We start from the raw sequence: 20,970 nt of genomic DNA, 5'->3' as shown, positions 1-20,970 counted from the left end.
TTTTTTAGATTTCATCAAATTTATCTAAATTAATTTGTCGTGCCTTAAATTTATCTAAGACAAGAATAAAGATTATAATAGTACTAAATAATAAAGGCACAATTAAATATACAAAAGCCTTATCAAAAACTTTTATACTTATATTTGTCTCTAATGGGCCTCCATTTAGGTATACACTGATATAGCTTATAAGATATTGAAACACTGCACCACATAAGCCTATAACCATATTAACTATTGCTAAAGCTGTTGCTTTTATTTGTGTAGGAAATATCTCTTCAACAACAGAAAATGCTAGTAACATACTAGATACACAAAAACCTATAATAAAAAACATGTAATATAGAAAATCAGCAGATATAAGTCTAGGGAAAATAATTATTGAAGAAAAAGCTAATATAGTAATTATATTACAAATAAACATCCAAACTCTTTTCTCACCAAATAAGCTTGCTATAAAACCATGAGATGGACCTCCTACAGCTATCCCCACAAATAACATCACACTAATATGTGCCGCTATATGACTTGGTAATCTATATGCTTGTTCTAAAAATAACACATCATATAACTCAGAAAATGAATTAACTACTATACCAACCATCAAACCTGCATATATTGCTAATAGCCAGAGCTTCTTATTTAGTAAAAGTTTTAGACTTTCAGAAAAGTTTAAATATTTAGTTTTACTATTGATAGGGCTATCCAAATTAGGATTACTTGAATATTTTAAAGAGACTATAATAACCAGACTCCATAGTATACCAAAATACCCTATTGCCGCTAAAGCAAGTTGCCATTTATAGAGCTCAACCAAATATACTAATAGAACTTGCCCAAATATCCCACCAAGAACACCTATTGTATTTGTAAGCCCTACAGCTATAGGGAAAAACCTCTCTGGCAATACATCTGAAGCTACCTTTAGTGTACCAATAAAAGCTACTGCTGACCCTATAGCTATAAGAACTCTACCAATAAACATCGTATATAGACTAGGGTTATAGACAAATAAAAGAATTCCCAAACTCATTATCAAACATGATACTGATAGCATTGCCTTTGAACCATATTTATCTAAAAGAATTCCAGCAGGAACTTGAGATATAGCATAAATTGGGAAATATATGCTCATTATATAAGCTATATCTTCAATACCTACTCCCATATCTGAAGCTATAGGTTTGATTAAAACACTTGGTGCAGTATGCTGAAAATAATCTAGTCCATAAAAAATTGCCGCAATAGACCAGATACTCCAACCTACCACTAAACTATACTTTGTAATTTTCATTATTTATATATTCTATAATTTTACTTATCTACATAAGAGAATATAAGAAATTACTATTATTTAAAACTAAATACTTAAAAGATTAACCCCAAGAGCTTTTAAATTATTAAAAAGTTGCTGTTTAAGTTCATTATTTGATAATTTATCATTTTCAAAATTATCATAAAAATTAGGTATTGGCATCGAAAAACATAATTCGCCATTAAATATTTGTGCTGATTTTTCAGCTATTTCTAAAACATTTTTACCACCCATTCCACCAGGAGATGTTGCGAGTAAAACAAGTTTTTTACCTTGAAAAATATTTGTTGATATTCGTGAGCACCAGTCAAGCAAATTTTTATAAAAAACACTATAGTTACCATTATGCTCAGCATGAGAAATTAATATTAAATCAAACTCTGCTAACTTATCAAGAAATTGCTGAGCTTGATGTGGAATACCTACTTCTGTTTCATAATCTATAGAATAGATAGGCATTTCATAATCTTTAATATCCAATAACTCTATATCTTCACTAATATTTGCTAAAACAAATTTTACTAACTTATTATTTATTGAATTTTTACTATTAGATGCTGCAAAACCTAAAACTTTCATAATCACTTCCTAAATTAATTTTAAAAATCATTGCTATAACTATATTAAACTAGAAAAATTATTAAATCTAATCTACCAGCTTAGAATAGATTAAAATTTAATAATCTCTTTTTTGAGATATAATTGTATTTATAAAAATCACTATAGCTCCAGATTATGGTTTTATATAATGAAATACTCTTAAATATAGTTACAACAATAACAAATATTATAGTAATAGCTATAATAGCAAGCCTTAGTTTTTACCTTCTTAAAAAACGTGCAAAATCTAATAGACAAATCAAAAAGTTAAAATCTAGAACTATATATATTAGTGTTATCATATTCTTTTTAGCTCTTATAAAGATATGGATTGGTGGAATTGGCCACCTACTTACAATGCTAAGTTTAGTTGCTGCTGGTCTAGTAATAGTTAATAAAGAAACTGTTATGAACTTTGTCGGTTGGATTATTATTAATTGGCGTAGTTTATTTTCTGAAGGAGATTATATACAGATTCAAAACTATCATGGCTATATTACTGAGATTAAACTTTTTTATTTTAGAATGTATGAAACAATTGAACATGGTGATAAGAAAACTACAGGAAAGCTACTAAAACTTCCTAATGCTTTAGTTATCACGAGCCCAATATCTACTTTTACTAGTGATGATAGTGTTATCTTGCATAAAATACCATTTTTAATTAGTACCGATAAGAATATTTTAGAAATAGCCGAAAAAGCAAATACCTTAATCAAAGAAATCATTATTGACAAATACCATTTTAATAAAGATTTCTCTAAAAGCTCTGTAATAAACAAAAGCAAATTAAAACACTGTGAAATTCATGATTTCAGACCTGATATTGAAATAAAAACTCTGATTGATAAAGAAAATACCCTAAATATTCAAGCTAATTTTTATTGTTACATTAATGATAAAAAAGATATAGAACAGTTATACATAAAAGAACTTCTCAAAGAAATAAAGCTTATCCACGCTTCTTCTTTATAAAATTCCTAGTGTAGAAGTTTATACCACTAATCCATAATGGACTAAATAATAAGGATAATGATATTAAAGTAATACTATACTGATATACACTTATATCTAAGATACCTGACACATAGCCCATAGAAATCAACACAAAACTAAACTCTCCAATTTGAGATAGCATTGCACCACCTACTAGAGCTTCATCCAATCTCTGTCTTAAAGCCTTAAAGATTAGAGTATTAATTGTAGTATTAAGTATAAAAATCAATAATAAAAATAACATAAACATTAAAATATGATCCCAAAATAATTTAAGATCTATCAACATTCCAATAGAGATAAAAAACAATGCCATAAAAATAGTTTTAACTGTTGATAAACTATGGCCTACCCATTCAGTCTCTTCTACTGTAGCAACTATCATACCTCCAATAAAAGCGCCTAATGCTGAAGACAACTCTAACGAATCTGTTAAAGCTGCCATGCCAAAACATATCACTAAAGCAGCAAAGACTCTCATTTCCTCATCTTTTCCTAAAACAGAGATAAAAGGAATTTTAATATTTTTCTTTACAGCCATAACAGCAGCAATAGATACAACAAAGATACCACCTAAAATCTGAATAATTATTTGTGTAATATCTGGTGATTCTCCACCAATTATTCTAATAATAATCAACATAGGGACTACTGCAAGATCTTGTATAAGTAAGACGCCTAATACGTTTTGACCCAACCGGGTCTTCATACTACCATTATCGTGTAATAATTTTAAAACAACTGCTGTACTACTTAGACTAACAACAGCACCAAAGAGTAATATCTTTGCTATACTCCAATTTAAGGTTAAGCCAACAATCGAAACTACCAAACTAGTTACAAGCATCTGTAGCATTGTTCCAACAGTGGGAACTTTCCAATTTTCTGCAAACTTACGTGGAGAGACTTCCATACCTGCAAAAAATAATAAAAGAATTACTCCTATTTCACCTAATCTTGCAAGGCTTTCTTGATCTTGAATCAATTTTAATCCATATGGTCCTAGAAATATGCCTGTTAAAAGGTATGCAACAACATACGGCTGTTTAAGTTTCTTTATAAAAATAGTAATAACTAGAATACCCAACATTACAAATACGAATATTGGTATTAAAGGCTCATTATGCATTTTGATTTTTTATAATAAATAACTTATATAAATGATACTTTATATATAGCATAAATTACACTCTAATAACTAACTTTCATAGCTTTATAAAGTATCTATTTGTACTATATATAACGAAAATCGAAATACAGAATCTATATCAAAGTATTTTTGGATAAATTTAGGGTTTTGAATTGGCCAACATAAGACAAAGATATAAAACTGTTTTCTCTTATATAACATCTACTATGTAATTTTTTGTTAAAATTGCTTTTGGTAGATATAAACTTAAACATAAATTCAAATGAATAATATCAAGAAAATATTAAAGTTCGACACAGTAAATGTTGCTAAAAAACTATTAGGACATTATTTAGTTAGTGAACAAAATGGAGCTTATTTAGTAGGTAAAATAGTAGAAACTGAAGCATATCTAAATAATGATCCAGCCTCTCACTCATTTTCAAAGAAATCTCAAAGAAATGCTATGATGTTTGAAAAAGCTGGAACTTCATATGTATATTTCACCTATGGGATACATTATTGCATGAATGTTGTCACGTCAGAGGTTGGTGTTGGTGAAGCTGTTCTCATTAGAGCTTTGGAACCTATACAAGGCATAGATCAGATGCAAATTAATAGATCAAAAACCAAGCTTAAAGATCTATGCTCTGGCCCTGCCAAATTAGCTCAAGCGATGAATATTAATCTTAAGGACAATGGAGTTAATTTACTTGATACAAATGGACATTTATACCTTAGATATAATGATAAAATAGATAGCTTTGATATAACTGAAACCCAACGAATAGGAATTTCAAAGGCAAAAGAGGAACTTCTGAGATTCTATATAAAAGATAATAAATATATTTCTAGCAAATAATACTAACTAATTAGTAGTGATTAAAAAGCTAGCCTAAATATATGACTCAATGATAAAATTAGTATAAATATCTATAATACAAAAAAGAATATGACTACAGAAAAAGTTTTTAGAAAAAAGTTAGCTATCTGTCATCATGTAATTCATCACTATGGCTGGGATGATTTACTGGCTACTCATATATCTGCAAAACTACCTAATGGCAATATAATTATAACTCCACATAATGTTTCTTTTGATAAGGTTACTAAAAAAAATATTGTTACAGTTACACCAGATGGCGAAATCATCTCAGATAATGGTTACAAAGTAATGCCTCAAGCAGCTAATATCCACTTAGAAACATACAAAGCTAGAGATGATATAAACGCTATAATTCACACCCATAGTAAATACGCTGTTATCTTATCATCACTAGAATGTGGTATGCAGTTCACTAACCAACAATCATTAAGATTCTATGATGATATATCATATCACCATTATGATGGGCTAGCACTAGATAATGAAGGCAAAGCTATTGCAAATAGTCTTGGTGAGAAAAATAGCATGATGATTCTTGATAACCATGGAATAATTACAACTGCTGAATCAATAGAAAAAGCTATCTATAAACATTATTATTTTGAGCAATCTATAGAATTAGAAGTAAAAACTCTATCTAGTGGTCAAAAAATCAAACCAATACCTAGAGAAGTTTGTCAAAAAACATCTGAGCAATTTGCAAAAATAAATAGCTGTAATATTGAATTTGAAGTATTTAAGAGAATAACTAAAAATTATAGATAATTATTTAACGATTACTTTATTTGTTTTCTTAGAAAGAGCTTTTTCATTTATCTCAATACCAAGTCCTGGAACGTCAGGAGCTTCAAAATAACCATTTATAGGTTGAGGATCTTGAATACAAAGCTCTCTATTAAAGTCTTTTAAAGCATAAGTATGATGCTCATGAATTATAAAATTTGGAATAGCCGTTTCTAGATGTAAGCTTGCTGCTGTAGCAATAGGTCCACCACAAACATGTGCTTGAATCTTAACATCATACATATCAACATAATCACAAATCTTTTTAGCCTCTGTCAGCCCCCCACATAATCCAATATCTGGTTGTAAGATATCTATAGTCTGCTTTTCAATATACTCACGTACACCATGTCTTAAATATAGTCTCTCGCCTGCAGCTATTGGAACACGTAACTTATCTTTTAATGGTTCATGTAATTTACTATTTAGATAGTTAACAGGCTCTTCAAAATACAAACAGTTAAAATCTTCTGCTATCTCACCTAACTGTAGTGCTGATGTCATGCTTGGTAAACTATGACACTCAAAAATAATATCACCATTCTCACCAAGCACATCACGAATAGCTTGCATTCTCTGACGGATTAGATTTAGGTGGTCTCTCCTAAATGGTAGCGTACAGTTATATAAAGTATCGCCCTTATTATCAAACATCATTGGATCAACTTTAACAGCATCATAACCTTCTGCTACAGCTTTTTCAGTAGCCTTTGCATAATCTTCTGGTTTGAATAATGTCTTACGCTCATACTCATCCCAATCAAATTGAAGCTGGCTTGCATAAGTTCTAAGTTTTTTATTGGTTTTACCACCAAGAAGTTGGTATACAGGTACTCCTAAAGCTTTTCCTTTAATATCCCATAAAGCTATATCAATAGCACTCATTGCTGCATATACAACAGGACCGCCACCAAGTCCCCAAAAGCTCTCTCTCAGCATTCTATCCCACAGCCTTTCACTCTCAAAAGGATCTGTACCAATTACCATTTCTTGAGCAAATTCTCTAATCATATTTGCTGCTGCTGAATGGCCTAAATCGTAAGCAAGACCTGCTTCTCCAACTCCTGTGATACCCTCATCTGTAATCACTTTGACAAACACTGGTGACCAAGCAGGTCTTTTATCACAATATACATCAAATATTTCTACTGCTACTATTTTCATTATTGAACCCCTGCTGTTTTAATCATTAAAATAAATCTTCTGAGCTACATTTTTAAAAACGTTTTTAGATATCCTATCATTATTAATATATTTATGTAAAAAACTCTGCCAAAAGCTATAATTATTTTGATTTGAAACTGGATAGTTTGAACCGTAACATAATTGGCTGTCATGTATATTCTCAAAAACAAAATTTAATGCTTTGTTAACATGAGAAAAATCATTGTTTAACTCAAACCCTGATAACTTTAGATTCCAGTTACTATTTTGCCTACATTCCTTTATTAGGCTATACCAGCTTTTCATGCTCTTGCTATTTTTAAATATTGGTAAGCCAAAATGCTCTATTACCATAGTTACTTGAGAACTATCTATACTATTTAGAATAGTTAGAAACTGTTCTGGATACATTTGAGCTTCAAATACTAAATTATTTTGTTGTAAAATTCTTAACTTATCCCCTAAATCATTTGGAATATCTTTAGTAAATGGACTATAGTTGGATGTATCCGTCTTTGCCATAATCTGACGAACACCGACTATATCCCTATATCCTTTCAAAATCATAACTTTTCTTTCAAACTCAAGAATATCTGATGTGAAATCAATAAATGCTATAACCTTAATATCTTTATCTAAAAATTCTGACTTAAGCCATTTATATTCGCACAGTGGATCAAATTTTTCGCTATGAGCCTCTATATGCACAAAAGCATCTGCATTTAAGTTATCTGGCGTTACTAAGTCTGGAAGATCTGTATTATTAACCCAGTCATTATAGCCATTTTTTAAATCCCAAAAATGAATATGTGAATCAATGATTTTCATATGAATATTTATTTATCTTAGTTTTAAAGTGATCTATCTAAATTATAACCATATTTATATTTTTTGAAAAAAGACTTTACAAATAAAAAATTAGGAATTAAAATACATGAAAATTAAAACATATATTATTATTCATATTTAATGAGAGAGGAGAAAAATATGACTAGACAAGATATAGATAATGCACTTAATAAGTGGAAAGATGGTTTATTAGAAATATCTAAAACTTATAGAGAAGGAGGAGACTATAAGCGATTAGCTCACAATCTTATCAAAGATATATATGCTTATGATAATAGTAATGTTCTATTTAAACCTACTTTAGCTTCTAAAAAAATGTTTAGAGGTGACTTAGAAGGTGCAGTATCTTATTTTGTTGCTGGTAATGATAATTACAGTGAAGATAATGGTTTTGCAATAAGCCCTTGGACAGAACTAGAATTTGAAAATGCTGGATATATTATCGAAAATAACATCGGAATGGTTATGGGTAACAAGCATTTAACTCAAATTGATGGTACGAAAGTTGTTGCTAACTATACAATGGCATTTAAACCAAATGAAAAAGGTGAACTACAAATCGTACTTCACCATTCATCTTTACCATATACTCCAGTATAATAGAAAAAGATAAATAAATAACTGACTACAAATTTTCCGATGGCTACAAAAAAAAATCAAAGCTGGACTTTTTTAACAAACCATTCACATGTGTTATGTCTCATCAATAGTAACCCAAACATTACTATTAGAGATATGGCTATCAAGGTTGGGATCACTGAAAGAGCAGTCCTAAATATACTTAGTGACCTAACCGAGACAGCCTATTTAACTGTTACAAAAGTTGGAAGGAATAATCACTATGAAATCAACAAAGAAAAAAAATTACGTCATCCTATAGAAAGCCACTGTAATATTGATGATTTTCTAGAACCTTTAGTAGCAAAAAAACCGTAGCAATTCTATTTCAAAAAGCTTAATATTTAATAAGTTAACTCTTTTATTTTTAAATAATGCTTGTACAAATTATAGATTCAATATTACCTATATTTATTATTATATTTGTTGGTTGGCTAACTGGCTACCTAAAATTAGTTGGTGAAGGTGCCCACCAAACTTGTGCAAAAATTGTCACAACATACGTATTTCCTGCATTACTATTTATGCAGACAGCTACAGCAAAACCACAACAAATATTTGACCTTCGTTGGATGTCTGCTTTTCTAATTTCTATAGCTATTATTTGGGTAATCTGTTTTAGTGCAAGTATTTTTATTTTCAAAGAATCTAAGAAAAACAGTGTTATGCAAGCTATGATAAATACCTTCACAGATATGGGAGGTATGGGGATTCCATTTTTTATAAGTATAATTGGATCAGTATCTCTGATATCTGTAGCTAAGGCAAATTTTGTAATATCACTAACTCTTATACCTCTAACTATATTTCTTTTAGAGCTTTACTCAGGCTCTGATCAGTCTAAAAAAGGGATTATATTATACGCACTGTCACAATCACTGAAAAAACCTATGTTTTTAGCTGTAGTTTTTGGAGCAATTATCAGCTTATTTAATTTATATTCGGCTATACCAAAACCAATCACCGACTCTATAGATCATGCATCAAAGGCTTGTGTATTTATGTCACTATTTACAGTTGGTTTAGCGCTATATGGAATTAGACTTCATCTAAGTAAGATGTTTATTTTTAATGTGATAATGAAAAGCTTAATTAGTGGCTTTATCGCTTGGGGAATTGTAATTCTTTTTGGAATCACTGGAGATTCTGCTAAAGAACTAATTTATCTAGTAGCTATGCCAACAGCAACCATAGCTACAATATTTGCATTACAGTGGCGTGCGATCCCAGATGAAGCTACTAGTTTATATCTTGTATCAACTGTTTTATCAATAATAACTCTGCCTATGTGGATGTTTTTATTAGGATAAAATTTTTATTTCAAAAGAATAGCTTCTATCTTCTCTAACTTCGATAACTTATCTTCAAATCTAGATAAATCATCTTTTAAATCCATAAGGCTACTTAGAATACTCATCGTTGTTTCCTGCATTTTTAATGCCTTATTTCTATCTCTAATAATATTTAAGTCATTAAATAATTTTCTTGTCTGAATTATTGCATTATCAACTCTGTCTAATTCTTTCAATTTATACCTATTAAGAATGAAAATTTAGTATTTTGTTGTTGTAATATATCGGAAATATTTTACTTTTTCAAAAGTATTTTTCATTAAATATAATTTTTAAATATCACTAGTAAATTTCATAAAATATCTTTGTGAAGCTATAGATAATGAAAGTAAGTCAAAGCCTTGCATTATTACAGTAAAAGTCACCTTATATTTATAGGGAGTCTTTAAATTTACTAGCCTCTTCACGTGCTTTTTCTTTAGTCATTCCATATTTTTCTTGTAGATAGCCTACTAGCTTTTCTGAATCAGCCTCTATCTGTAAAAGCTCATCTTCTGTAAAATCAGCATATTTTTCTTTAATTTTAGCCTTTAATTGTTCCCATTTTCCTTGGACTTGATGTTTATTCATAATTGCACCTCCTTTTTATTAATGTGCAATTCCACCCTAACATCTATAAAGACATTGTGTAAACTTTTTGATATTTAGTCTACTTAACTTAAATCAGCTGCATATAAGCTTAACTTATAGGCAAAGTATAATAAAATAGCTGTAATGCTTAGCATATGCGATATATAAATGATTATGAAAAATATTTATAAGTAGCAACCTACCTCCTGTATCTTCATTTTTTCAGAAAGTATTTATGTCTAATGTATTATTTATCACTAATAAACTGTGGAAAATATCTTTGTAATACATAGTGTAAAATACCCATAAATGTATGTGCGTAAATATATATTTCAACAGGATCAACTAATGTCTTATGTATTTCTTCTAAATCATGCATGTATGGTGATTGCCAGTTCCAAGCTGTAAACCAAAAGAAACCTGAAATCCATGCTATAGATAATGCAAGTAAGCCAAGACCTTGCACTATTGCAGCAAGACTACCACTTCTAGAATTTGGTAATTTAAATTTACGTAACTCTGATAAGTCTACTTTTATAGCTGAATAATCATTATATAAGTAGGGAAAATAATAACGTAACCCCCTCTTATCTACAGCTAGAATAACTAAAAGCACACTTAAAGCACATAGTGCTAATCCGCAAAATATATGTAAGTATGCCCAAGCATTAAGCCCAAACTTAACATGCATAAAATTACTATCTATAATCTGTAAAATAACTGCCATACCTACAACTATATGTAGCATACGAAAATTTTTATCTTGAGATTGTCCTAAATATTCCCAGAATGATTTTATAAAAGAATGTATTTTTTTAAAAAGTTTCATTTATATTTGCCTTGTTACCTATTTATATAAATCCAAATATCTTTGATAACCCAAGAAATCTAATACAAAAGCTGGAAAATTAGATAAAATAAAAATATCTTTTTTATCTAAATATAGATTTTTCTGCTTGGCATATAAATTATTTTGGCAAACTGCTTCTGGTATATCTGGCGATTCATTACAGATTATATTTGCTTTAACTAAATGCTTTTTGCAGATTTCTAAAGTTAATTCTTTTGTATACTTTTTAATATCAGTATAATTTGATGATTGTTGATTAACTAATGTTTTATATTTACCATCAATACCTCTATTATAAATAGAAGTATTAAAATTATCAGTGATATGTTTAAAAGATTCAGAACTTGGATAGTTTATATATAACATACCTTGTTTTGTTGGGTTATCAAATAATTGAAACATTTCACTAACTGTAAACTCATCAAAAGAACTATCCCAGGGATCATAATCAAAAAACAAGTAAATATAAGAAAAGTCTTCCTCACAATATTTATTAAAAAAATTTCCATTTCGTGATTTATCAGAATACTCTTTTAATACTTCAAAAGTACTTATAAATTTAGAAAAAGGATCACTTTCTATATCCTTATAAAGCTTATAAATATTGTTACCATATACAACTATATTCTTAAGATCTATTTCTGGTAATAAATTATGATTAATTATGCTAGTTATTGTTTTTTCAGGTTTTACACCTTCAGTTACAATTAATACTTTCTTATTCATCAAACCAACCAGAGCGATATATTTTCTCTAAGTTATGTACCTTCCTAATCTCATTAGATGTAGCATCCGCTAATGAGATAATACCATCTTGATTTATCCTAAAATAACAATCAGGTCTCATTAAATCATTAGTCATAACAGATGTATTATGTGTTGTAAGGATAACTTGACAATCATTATCAATCAGCTTCTTAACGATAGCACTAGATAATTTATAATGATAGAAAGCATCAAACTCATCTATAACAAGTAACTTAATCTTTTCTATATCCATATACCAAAAATAAAATAACGCTAACGCACTTGTACCACTAGAGCAAATCTTATGGAATAAAACCTTAGTTTCACCAAATCTTATTGCTACAGTTGGTGTATTAAAATCATCAATAGTTTCGACTAAGTCATAATTTAGACCAAAGCTTGCTAAAAAGCTTTGGAAATCTTGTAACTTATTTCTAGCTATTATTTCTTTAAAAACATTTTTTGAGCTTGTGGTTTCATATCCTATAAAACCTCTTTTCTCAAGAGAGTAAAACATTAGCATCTTCTCTATAAAACTCATAAAATTAATGAAAGTTTTACTTGTGCTATCATTAAAGTCCTTTACTTTAGAATTTTTATAGATATATTTAATTGCTGATAATTTATCATCTTTTAATGAATTATCAAAACCAGAGTCCTCTAGGCTATTCCAATTAAGTCTGATTTGATTTTTATCATGATACCTATCTAGTTCAACGATTGTTACATCATTGATAACTAACTTTTCATAAGTGAAAATATCTTTATCCATCTTTCTATATGAATACTTAATTTTTTCCCCTTCTAATATAAACTCATAATTAAAGTCTACAGAATCACTAGGTATATTTCCTAGATTTTTATAAAAAATGTATGGATTATCAACATTACCGTGTGGAATAGCTATTTTATCAGTTAGATTTGAAATAATATCAAAAATGGCTAAAACCAAATTGGTTTTACCACTAGCATTCTTTCCATATATAATCGTCTTATTAATAACCCCATCTTTAATACATTCTTGGTTAAATTTATAATCTCTAGATTTTGATAAATCAAAAATAATCTCGTCTTTGAAATTTTTAAAATTCTTAACGCTAAATTTAGTAAGCATAGCAATACCTCCTATTAGAATAAAATTATTATAACAGCTAATAACAGAAATGCCGTATTTTTTATACGGATAACTTTTTTAAATTACCTATTTCCTTACTCACCATCACCCATAGCATTTTCAACTAGATTATTATCAAGCTCTTTTTTAGGTTTTATATTTGATATTAGTTTTAACTTTTCAACTTGACCAATTAAGTTTCCACGACCCGTTTTTAGTTTACTAAAGGCATTTTCATAAGATTTATTAGCATCACTTATAGATTTACCAACTTTCTCTAAATCATCAACAAAACCGACAAATTTCTTATATAGCTCTTCTGCCCTACTATAGATATCTGTGATGCTCTGAGCCTGCTTCTCATAACGCCAAGTATTCTCAACTGCTCTTAATGCTACTAGTAAAGTTGTAGGACTAACTAGGATTATCTTTTGCTTAAATGCTTCATCATAAAGATTAGTATCATTATCAAGAGCTAAAAGCAAAGCCCCCTCTACGGGTATAAACATAAATATAAAATCTAATGAATTTATACCTTTTAAATTCTCATAGCTTTTATTTGCAAGACCTTTGATATGCTCGCGTATTGATCGAATATGAGCTTTTAGATGAGCTTGCTTTTGCTCTTCATCTGCTGCCATATAATCATTGTATGCAAATAATGAAGTCTTGGCATCAATAATTATATCTCTATTATCAGGCAACTTAACAACCACATCAGGACGATATGCTTTACCTTCTTCATCTGTAGTATGCTTTTCTCTGAAATATTCAAAACCTTCACGAAGACCAGATTTCTCGAGGACATTCTCAAGCACCATCTCGCCCCAGATCCCTTGCTGCTTAGTACTACTTCTAAGAGCATTTGTAAGATTATGAGCCTCAGCAGTCATTTTTTGATTTAACTCTTTAAGAGTTTTTAGCTCATTCTGTAGAGCTCCTCTAGCAGTAGACTCTTTATCATAAACATCTTCTACTTTTTGCTTAAAATCTTTAAGCTGTTCACGCACTGGATTTAAAACACTATTTAAGCTCTCTTGATTACGTTCACTAAGTTTTTTTGAATTATCTTCAAAAATCTTACTCGCTAAATTCTCAAATTCTGTTTTTAGCTTAGTCTCACTATTTTGTAACAACTCTAGTTTATCTTGCATAGCACTATTTTGCTCTTTAAGCTGAGTTTCAAGCATTGATACTTGTGACTTATAATTTTTTATCTCTTCGATATAGCTATAAGACTTCTCTCTTTCTTCTTTAAGCTCTTGCTTAAGTTCATCTATACGCAAGGTGTTATCTTGCTTCAACTCTACATTTCTTTGCTTTTCTTGATCTAAAAGCGTATCAAAAGTGACATTTTTACCACGTAACTTAGCTAATTCATTTTGTGTTGAATCTTTATATTGCTCATAGGCTTGGCGAATAGTTTCTACTTGCTTTGATTTATTAGCCCAAAGCAAAGAAAATACAATAACTAAAACTATAATTAACACCACTAGTGCTATTAGAAAAATCATTTATATCCTTATTAAATTTAAACTTAAAATATAACCTTGGATAATTTTATATCTTACGAACAATTAAATATATAGGACTCAATAAAACTTTTAAGATTTAGTAGTAATGAATTTCTCTTTAGGCAGAGTTATAAAAATTAATGAAAATATAACTAGAGCTATTGGAATAACATACATTGCATTTCTCATAACTGGTAGACTAAGTTGATTTGTAATATTAGATGTTTGTAGACTCATTATCAAACCAATTAAGATCTGCATTATCGGTCCGCCTCCCATATTCAATGTATTAGCAGATCCTTGCACAGATGCTCTAGGAAAATTATTAAACTTGCGTCCCAGGAAAGCAAAAATCATCGTATTTGCATTTGTTATGGCACCAATTAAAAATAAGATAAATATAATAATAATTTCTGAAGTAAACACGCCATCTATCAAAAGTATAAATAGGCCAACCGTTGCAAAGCCACATAAAACTAATAGATATTTGATATTTACAAACTTATCACTCAACCAACCAAAGAATATAGCTCCAAATAATCCTCCAACTGTAATTATAGAAACCCAATATGCTGCTTGAGTTGCATCAATATTATAAGCTTTTTGTAAATAAGTTGGTCCCCACAATGCTAAAAATGCAGTTTGTGGTGTACTCAAACATCCCATAAATAGTGCCACAACCCAAAATAGAGGTGACTTAAGCAAACTTTTAAGATCTTTAAAAATACTATATAGACTTTTTGACTTTTCTAAACTTTTTGCACCTCTACAGAATATAATCCATACACATACCAATATCATGCCAAATACTGCTGCTAAAAGGTATGTTTCTCGCCAGCCTCCTAAATATTTTGTAAGCTGTAACCATGGTCCTTGACCTATTAAGGCACCAACCATTGCCATAAGCATAGTCAAGCCAATAAGAGTTCCTGAATACTTTATATTCTCAACAGACAAAGCAAAGATACCAATTATCGCAAAAGCTGAACCAATTCCCATAAGAATCCGAGCAATTATTAATACTTCTAAATTAGGAGCTAAAGCAAACATCAACGAACCTATAGCTAAAATACTCATAGCTACTATCCACACCCTAAACAAACCAAAACGATCAATCAAAATACTTGCTGGGATCATCAAACCAATATATGCAAAATAATAAGCTGATGATAAAGATGCTAAATGATTCGATGATAAGTGATATTCATTCTGTAAGTTAACTAAAATAACACTATCTGATACTCTAAGTGCATATTCATAGATGACATATATCCAACCAACTAAAAAATATCTCATTTTAACACCTCTAGCTGAATATAATTTTATGACTCTTATGTGCTTTATATTAGCGCTTTGACTTAATAGATCCTTGCAAAGCTTTACGAATAGCTTCAGCTGGCGTCTTAGCATCACCTATCGAACCACGAATCATTTTTTCAGCATCTTTTTGTTTATACCCTAGAGCTAACAATGCATCTACCGACTCATTAAATATTGAGTTTGATATCGCTGCAGGGGTTGGTACTTGTTCAGAGCTTCTTTCTACACTATTTGTATTAGAGTCATCAGATTGCCCATAAATTTCATTAGCCATCTTTAATAACTTATCGTAAATCTCTACAACTAAACGTTCTGCTGTTTTTTTACCAATTCCTGGTACTGTAGCTAATAGACCATAATCTTTATTTTCAATGCAATGTAAAAGAGTCTTCGAATCCATTCCTGATAAAATAGCTAGTGCTGTTCTAGCTCCAATACCACTTACTTTGATTAGCTCTTGGAAAACTTTTTTATCTACTTTTGATTTAAAACCATATAATTGTTGAGCATCTTCTCTAACCACAAAATGCGTATATAAACTTATAGTTGATCCTGTTTCACCTAATGAATAAAAAGTAGTCATTGGCACAAAGACTTCATAGCCTAAACCATTTACATCAATCAATAAAGCTGTCGGATCTTTTTCAATCAATACTCCTTTTATAAAACTTATCATCGATAATATTCCCTAGTTCTTTTGAACTGTTGATAATTTTAAACTTATTAATAATGAAATTAAAAATGCTAATGGAAGAATAATCAATGCTATAGAGATATCTAAGTTAAAATTATGAACTAATAAACCTACAATAATTGGCACAATAAAGCCAGACAACATTACTACAGTATTGTTGATACCAAAAAATATTGATTTAGGCTTTTCTTGTCTATAATTTGCAATTACTGTAAATGAAAGAGTTTGGCCCGCAGCTGCACAACCAATCAAAAATAGTAAAACCATGCTTAAAGTTTCATTTAACTTCAAAACAAGTAATAAAGAAACACAAACTAAACCAAGTATAGAGACTAGTGCTAAAATATTTATTTTATGTCTAAGCTTATCATACATAAGACCAAAAGTTGGACTTCCTATCCCAAGACCTAACCATAGAAAAGCAATCGCATAAGAAGCCTGTGTCACATTAAGACCTTTACTCTCTAATAAACTTACACCCCAAATAGCACCTAAAGTAGGTATAGTGCAATATACAAAGAATGCATACACGTAAATAGTACATAGTTTTTTATTTAAAAGATTATCTTTTATGTCACCAGTAAACTCATTTTTACTTAATGTTTGATTACTTTTTGGGCTCTCTTTAACAATAAGTATAATTAAAACAGCTAATATAATTCCTATAACAGCTGCAATAAATATAACTAATCTCCAGCTATTTAAGTAGCTAACAAAAAATAATAACGGTCCACCTGCTATGATTGGACCCATTGTACCTAATATCTGCGTTGAACCAGAAAGTATTCCCATATATCGCATTGGAAACCACTGTGTTGATATTATCAATAAGCCCAAAAATCCAAAAGCTGCTCCAACGCCCATTAAACATCTTGCAAAAACTGCGACACCTAAGCTAGATGTAATCGAAAAAAGTAAAGCGCCTAAAGAACATGTTATCGCAGCAAAAAATAATGATTTTTTGATACCAAACTTATCAAATATAAAACCTACAGGTACCTGCAATAACGAATAACATAAGTAAAAAGCACCACCAAATAAAGAAAAACTAAAAGCTGTAGCATGAAAGCTATTAACAATATCCTCATGTAAAGAGTTTGGTAGTACTCTCAAGAAAAACTCATAAAAGAAAAACATCGCCCCAATAAGCCATATTGTGCAAGCTCTAAGATAATATTTTGAATTCATATATACAATAGATACAGATATTTTTGATAAAACTATTATAGGTATGACTTATAGTATTAACAAATAGTTTTTTAAAATTTATTTAATTCTTTTTTGAGCTACTCTACTTGCTCCTGAAATTTTTGCTAAAGATTTACTGCTATGATAATGACATATTGCTATTGCAAGAGCATCTGCTGCATCTTCAGGTGGCTTTTTACTTAGACCTAATAAAGACTGTACCATATGTTGAACTTGAGATTTAGCCGCTCCCCCAGTACCAACAACCGCTTGCTTAATTTGTTTTGCTGAATATTCACTAACCTCAAGATTATTAATTGCTAAAGTACACATTGCTACGCCTCTAGCTTGACCTAATTTAATAGCGCCCATAGGATTCTGAAACATAAAAATCTGTTCTATAGCTGATTCAGTTGGAGCATATATTTTTATAACTTCTGTTATACCGTCTGCTATTTGCTTTAGTCGTCTAGCAGTTGCTGTTTCTGTAATACGAATACAGCCACTAGCAACATAATATATCTTATTGGCTTGAACTTTGATAACTCCAAACCCTGTTATTCTTGAACCTGGATCTATTCCTAAAATAACCATTTGTCTTAAAGAAAGTCTTTTAAATATATAACTAGAAAAATTTTATTACAGATGGTTTCTAATAGATAGAAGCATATATAAAATTAAAGAAATATTTGTAGTGACTTGTCACTAAATAAAATAGTAATAATAAAACTAACCCAACTGCTCCATCAACTCTTGAGTAAAGTTAGCATTAGAGTATACATTTTGCACATCATCAAGATCTTCTAATTTATCAATTAAATTGATAACTTTTTCAGCAGTTTCAACATCTAACTCAGCTTTTGTCTCAGCATCAAATGTAACTTCTGCGCTTTCTGAGTTAAAACCTTTCTCAATTAAAGCTTCTTGGACATCTGAAAAATCTTGCGGATCAGTCATAACATCAATACTACCATCCTCATGTGTAACAACATCTTCAGCACCAGCTTCTAACGCTGCTTCCATAAGCTCATCTTCATCAGTTTCAGAGCCAAAAGATATAATTCCTCTTTGAGTAAACATATAAGCTACTGAACCATCTGTGCCTAGATTGCCACCACTTTTTGTAAAAGCGTGACGAACTTCACCAACTGTACGATTACGATTATCTGTCATACAATCAACCATAATAGCTACACCGTTTGGTCCATAGCCTTCATAACGCACTTCTTCAACATTAGCACTATCATCACCGCCAGCACCTTTAAGTACAGCTCTTTCGATAGTGTCCTTACTCATATTATTTGCTAAAGCTGTAGCTATTGCCGCTCTAAGTCTTGGGTTAGCATCTTTATCACCACCTCCAAGTCTTGCAGCAACAGTAATTTCTCTAATTAGCTTAGTAAAAACTTTACCTCGTTTTGCATCTTCTTTTGCTTTTTTATGCTTAATATTAGCCCATTTACTATGACCTGCCATTTTTACACCTTTATTTAAATATAACTAACTATTTTTTCCACTAATTTCTCAATACCTTGCGATGCTTCTAATATATTTCTAGCACACATATAAGCAGGTGTTGATACTACTTTTACACTCTCATCAATACAAATATCTGTTGCATCCATAATTACTGCTTCAGCACCTTTTTTCTCTAATACAGCTGAAGTACTTGGATCTGTACCAACAGTTGCTTTTGTGCCTTCTGGATACACTAAAGGTATCATCAAAGGCGCTATACACATATATCCAGCTGGCTTATCTGCTAAATAAAATGCTCTAGCGAAAGTCAAAACTTCTTCATCCATTGTATAACTTTCATCACCTACAAAAGCAAAATCTATAATATTTTTCGCTGCACCAAAGCCACCAGGGAAAATCACAGCATCATAATCATCACTATCAGCCTCTGCTATATCTATAACATTTCCTCTTGTTATACGAGCTGACTCTTCTAAAATGTTACGAGGTGATGCCTTATTATCAACAGACTGATGTAAATGATTAATTACATGCTTTTGGTTTTTATTTGAAGCAATTCCTTGCCATTCTAAACCATTTTTTTCTAAAGCTAATATAGTCAATACAGTTTCGTATATTTCTGAACCATCAAGATATCCACACCCAGATAATACTACCGCTACTTTTGCCATTTTATTTCACCTTTATTTTTTGATTTTACAAATCTAGATTATTTCTTTTAAAGACTCTGTCTGCCCTGTAACTTGATCTGACCATTGGCCCAGATGCTACTTCTAAGAAGCCTTTTTCTAAACCAATTTTACGATACTCTTCAAATTGTTGCGGCGTCACAAATCTCTCAACACTTAAGTGATGTCTTGTCGGCTGCATATATTGCCCAAGGGTAATAATATCTACTCCAGCTTCTCTTGCATCATCCATTGTTTTATAGATTTCTTCATCAGTTTCACCAAGTCCTACCATAATACTAGTCTTAGTTAAAACCTTAGGAGCTTTTTCTTTAACATACTTTAAGAAATCTAGTGTTTGTCTATATCCTGCTCTAGGATCACGTACAGGATGAGTCAAACGTTCAACAGTCTCGATATTTTGCGCTATTACATCAACTTTTGTATTGATAATTTTATCAACATTTTCTTTAACTCCTGCAAAATCTGGTGTCAAAGCTTCTACTTTAATACTCTCATCAACATTTTTAATAGCTGTAATAGTCTCAGCATAATGCCCAGCTCCACCATCTTCTAAATCATCTCTATCTACTGATGTAAGCACAACATATTCTAAATTCATTAGTCTAACACTTTCAGCGGTATTTTTAGGCTCGTCTTTATCAAGCCATCCTTTCGGATTACCAGTATCAACAGAGCAGAATTTACAAGCTCGAGTACATACAGCACCCATTAGCATAATCGTTGCTGTACCATGAGACCAACACTCATTTATATTAGGACATTTTGCTTCTTCACAAACTGTAGCTAATTTATGCTTTTTTGTGATAGATTTAACTTTTTGATACTCTTTAGAATCTTGTCGCTGTACTTTTAACCATTCTGGTTTACGTATTTGTACAGAGTTTTCTTTTTTATTTCTAATACCGTCTTTTACAGCATGAAATCCATGATCAGTCGTATACTTGTTACCACTTTCAATCTTTACTTTTATACTAGATATTTCTTTCATAATATTTACAGAATATTTTCGTGGGACTATAATTTTTAGTACATTATAAAATAATAAGTACTAATTATAAATATTTAGTTTGATATTATATTTTGTTTAGTTAATATTATTTAGCAATAAAT

At 30.3% G+C, this 20,970-nt stretch carries 24 protein-coding genes; 6 read left to right on the top strand and 18 right to left on the bottom strand.

Annotated elements, in window-relative coordinates; all coding sequences use genetic code 11:
- Positions 1 to 4 precede the first annotated feature (4 nt).
- Both F7310_RS04320 and F7310_RS04315 read right to left on the bottom strand, forming a co-directional pair.
- A complete protein-coding gene (locus F7310_RS04320) occupies positions 5 to 1,294 on the bottom strand; it encodes an MFS transporter (RefSeq protein ID WP_072712049.1) in 1,290 nt (429 codons plus the stop codon).
- Between the two features lie 66 nt (positions 1,295 to 1,360).
- Positions 1,361 to 1,894: an NADPH-dependent FMN reductase gene (locus F7310_RS04315; protein WP_072712047.1), complete on the bottom strand. Its 534-nt coding sequence runs from the start codon at positions 1,892 to 1,894 to the stop codon at positions 1,361 to 1,363.
- Positions 1,895 to 2,050: 156 nt separating this feature from the next.
- On the opposite strand from F7310_RS04315, the gene F7310_RS04310 reads away from it, so the two are divergent.
- Positions 2,051 to 2,890, top strand: a complete 840-nt coding sequence (locus tag F7310_RS04310) for a mechanosensitive ion channel domain-containing protein (RefSeq protein ID WP_072712046.1) — start codon at positions 2,051 to 2,053, stop codon at positions 2,888 to 2,890.
- Here F7310_RS04310 and F7310_RS04305 read toward each other — a convergent pair.
- Positions 2,868 to 4,040, bottom strand: a complete 1,173-nt coding sequence (locus tag F7310_RS04305; protein ID WP_072712044.1) for a cation:proton antiporter — start codon at positions 4,038 to 4,040, stop codon at positions 2,868 to 2,870. The two genes, F7310_RS04310 and F7310_RS04305, sit on opposite strands and share 23 nt — an antisense overlap.
- A 283-nt stretch (positions 4,041 to 4,323) precedes the next feature.
- Between F7310_RS04305 and F7310_RS04300 the strand changes: the two genes are divergently transcribed.
- Together F7310_RS04300 and F7310_RS04295 are read left to right on the top strand one after the other, a co-directional pair.
- On the top strand, positions 4,324 to 4,902 hold the full coding sequence (locus F7310_RS04300; RefSeq protein ID WP_072712042.1) for a DNA-3-methyladenine glycosylase: 579 nt from the start codon (positions 4,324 to 4,326) through the stop codon (positions 4,900 to 4,902).
- Positions 4,903 to 4,992: 90 nt separating this feature from the next.
- Positions 4,993 to 5,691 (top strand): class II aldolase/adducin family protein, encoded by a 699-nt coding sequence (locus F7310_RS04295; RefSeq protein ID WP_072712041.1) that lies wholly within the window; start codon positions 4,993 to 4,995, stop codon positions 5,689 to 5,691.
- Here the strand turns inward: F7310_RS04295 and F7310_RS04290 are convergent, their stop codons facing one another.
- Entirely contained in the window at positions 5,692 to 6,873 is a 1,182-nt protein-coding gene (locus tag F7310_RS04290) for a mandelate racemase/muconate lactonizing enzyme family protein (protein WP_072712039.1), read from the bottom strand. It lies immediately after the preceding gene.
- Between the two features lie 18 nt (positions 6,874 to 6,891).
- The gene (locus F7310_RS04285; protein WP_072712038.1) at positions 6,892 to 7,701 is read right to left on the bottom strand and encodes an amidohydrolase family protein; all 810 of its coding nucleotides are present in this window, start codon (positions 7,699 to 7,701) and stop codon (positions 6,892 to 6,894) included.
- Positions 7,702 to 7,860: 159 nt separating this feature from the next.
- On the opposite strand from F7310_RS04285, the gene F7310_RS04280 reads away from it, so the two are divergent.
- The 3 genes from F7310_RS04280 to F7310_RS04270 are packed head-to-tail and all read left to right on the top strand — an operon-like array spanning position 7,861 to position 9,650.
- A complete protein-coding gene (locus tag F7310_RS04280; RefSeq protein ID WP_072712036.1) occupies positions 7,861 to 8,322 on the top strand; it encodes a phosphoribosyl-AMP cyclohydrolase in 462 nt (153 codons plus the stop codon).
- Positions 8,323 to 8,361: 39 nt separating this feature from the next.
- Positions 8,362 to 8,658 (top strand): helix-turn-helix transcriptional regulator, encoded by a 297-nt coding sequence (locus F7310_RS04275; RefSeq protein WP_072712035.1) that lies wholly within the window; start codon positions 8,362 to 8,364, stop codon positions 8,656 to 8,658.
- A 56-nt stretch (positions 8,659 to 8,714) separates the two neighbouring features.
- Complete coding sequence (locus tag F7310_RS04270; protein ID WP_072712033.1) at positions 8,715 to 9,650, top strand: AEC family transporter; 936 nt, start codon at positions 8,715 to 8,717, stop codon at positions 9,648 to 9,650.
- Between the two features lie 5 nt (positions 9,651 to 9,655).
- Here the strand turns inward: F7310_RS04270 and F7310_RS04265 are convergent, their stop codons facing one another.
- The 13 genes from F7310_RS04265 to lipA all read right to left on the bottom strand — a co-directional run bounded on the left by F7310_RS04265 (position 9,656) and on the right by lipA (position 20,848).
- Entirely contained in the window at positions 9,656 to 9,868 is a 213-nt protein-coding gene (locus tag F7310_RS04265) for a hypothetical protein (protein WP_072712032.1), read from the bottom strand.
- A gap of 196 nt (positions 9,869 to 10,064) precedes the next feature.
- Complete coding sequence (locus tag F7310_RS04260) at positions 10,065 to 10,262, bottom strand: CsbD family protein (RefSeq protein ID WP_072712030.1); 198 nt, start codon at positions 10,260 to 10,262, stop codon at positions 10,065 to 10,067.
- A gap of 247 nt (positions 10,263 to 10,509) precedes the next feature.
- Positions 10,510 to 11,091: a cytochrome b/b6 domain-containing protein gene (locus tag F7310_RS04255; protein ID WP_072712029.1), complete on the bottom strand. Its 582-nt coding sequence runs from the start codon at positions 11,089 to 11,091 to the stop codon at positions 10,510 to 10,512.
- A gap of 18 nt (positions 11,092 to 11,109) precedes the next feature.
- Positions 11,110 to 11,838, bottom strand: a complete 729-nt coding sequence (locus F7310_RS04250) for a hypothetical protein (RefSeq protein WP_072712027.1) — start codon at positions 11,836 to 11,838, stop codon at positions 11,110 to 11,112.
- Complete coding sequence (locus F7310_RS04245; RefSeq protein WP_072712026.1) at positions 11,831 to 12,973, bottom strand: AAA family ATPase; 1,143 nt, start codon at positions 12,971 to 12,973, stop codon at positions 11,831 to 11,833. Before F7310_RS04245 ends, F7310_RS04250 begins: the two co-directional genes overlap by 8 nt.
- A gap of 95 nt (positions 12,974 to 13,068) precedes the next feature.
- Positions 13,069 to 14,487, bottom strand: a complete 1,419-nt coding sequence (locus F7310_RS04240; protein ID WP_072712025.1) for a DNA recombination protein RmuC — start codon at positions 14,485 to 14,487, stop codon at positions 13,069 to 13,071.
- A gap of 90 nt (positions 14,488 to 14,577) precedes the next feature.
- A complete protein-coding gene (locus F7310_RS04235; protein WP_072712023.1) occupies positions 14,578 to 15,783 on the bottom strand; it encodes an MFS transporter in 1,206 nt (401 codons plus the stop codon).
- A 49-nt stretch (positions 15,784 to 15,832) separates the two neighbouring features.
- Complete coding sequence (ruvA, locus tag F7310_RS04230) at positions 15,833 to 16,483, bottom strand: Holliday junction branch migration protein RuvA (protein ID WP_072712022.1); 651 nt, start codon at positions 16,481 to 16,483, stop codon at positions 15,833 to 15,835.
- Between the two features lie 12 nt (positions 16,484 to 16,495).
- Positions 16,496 to 17,689 carry an MFS transporter gene (locus F7310_RS04225; RefSeq protein ID WP_072712020.1) on the bottom strand — a complete coding sequence of 398 codons (1,194 nt, stop codon included), beginning with the start codon at positions 17,687 to 17,689 and terminating at the stop codon, positions 16,496 to 16,498.
- A gap of 78 nt (positions 17,690 to 17,767) precedes the next feature.
- Positions 17,768 to 18,283 (bottom strand): crossover junction endodeoxyribonuclease RuvC, encoded by a 516-nt coding sequence (gene ruvC, locus F7310_RS04220; RefSeq protein ID WP_072712018.1) that lies wholly within the window; start codon positions 18,281 to 18,283, stop codon positions 17,768 to 17,770.
- 135 nt (positions 18,284 to 18,418) lie between these two features.
- Complete coding sequence (locus tag F7310_RS04215) at positions 18,419 to 19,165, bottom strand: YebC/PmpR family DNA-binding transcriptional regulator (RefSeq protein ID WP_072712017.1); 747 nt, start codon at positions 19,163 to 19,165, stop codon at positions 18,419 to 18,421.
- A gap of 14 nt (positions 19,166 to 19,179) precedes the next feature.
- Entirely contained in the window at positions 19,180 to 19,839 is a 660-nt protein-coding gene (gene elbB / locus F7310_RS04210) for an isoprenoid biosynthesis glyoxalase ElbB (protein WP_072712015.1), read from the bottom strand.
- Positions 19,840 to 19,864: 25 nt separating this feature from the next.
- A complete protein-coding gene (gene lipA / locus F7310_RS04205) occupies positions 19,865 to 20,848 on the bottom strand; it encodes a lipoyl synthase (protein ID WP_072712014.1) in 984 nt (327 codons plus the stop codon).
- Between the last annotated feature and the right edge of the window lie 122 nt (positions 20,849 to 20,970).

The sequence above is a fragment of the Francisella uliginis genome, assembly GCF_001895265.1.
Classification (GTDB): Bacteria; Pseudomonadota; Gammaproteobacteria; order Francisellales; family Francisellaceae; genus Francisella; species Francisella uliginis.
The sequence above is the reverse complement of the archived record's forward strand: the minus strand, read 5'-3'. Positions and strand labels throughout refer to the sequence as shown.